Annotated in this window: 1 protein-coding gene; it reads right to left on the reverse strand. The window is 63.3% G+C overall.

Annotated features, from left to right (window positions below):
- The coding region (locus EO139_RS21310; RefSeq protein ID WP_164739968.1) for an EAL domain-containing protein at positions 1–379 on the reverse strand (379 nt) is incomplete at both ends.

The following is a 379-nucleotide window of genomic DNA, read 5'->3' on the forward strand; positions in this document are numbered from 1 at the left end:
ATGATGGCACGCGCAATCGCCGCCTCGCGGCTGCCGGCCGGTGCGCTCTTGATGAAGCTGCGGTCGATCTTGAGCCGGTCCACCGGGTAGCGCACCAACGCGCTCAGGCTGGAATCGCCGGTGCCGAAGTTGTCCAGGCTCAGGCTGATGCCTTCGTTGCGCAGATTGGCCATCGTCTCGTGGACGAAATTGACGTTGTTGGTCAGCGCGCTTTCGTTGATCTCCAGCGTGACGAACTGCGCCGGCACACCGGCGGTCTGCAGCATCGCCATCACTTCGTTGAAGAAGCCCGGGCGCAGCAGCTGCGGCGTGGAAACATTCACTGCAATGCTGAAATCGTCGAAACCCTGGTCGCGCCACAGCCGCGCCTGGCGCACTG

Origin of the sequence: Xanthomonas sp. BRIP62411, assembly GCF_003993525.1 — a bacterium.
Lineage (GTDB): Bacteria > Pseudomonadota > Gammaproteobacteria > Xanthomonadales > Xanthomonadaceae > Xanthomonas > Xanthomonas euroxanthea.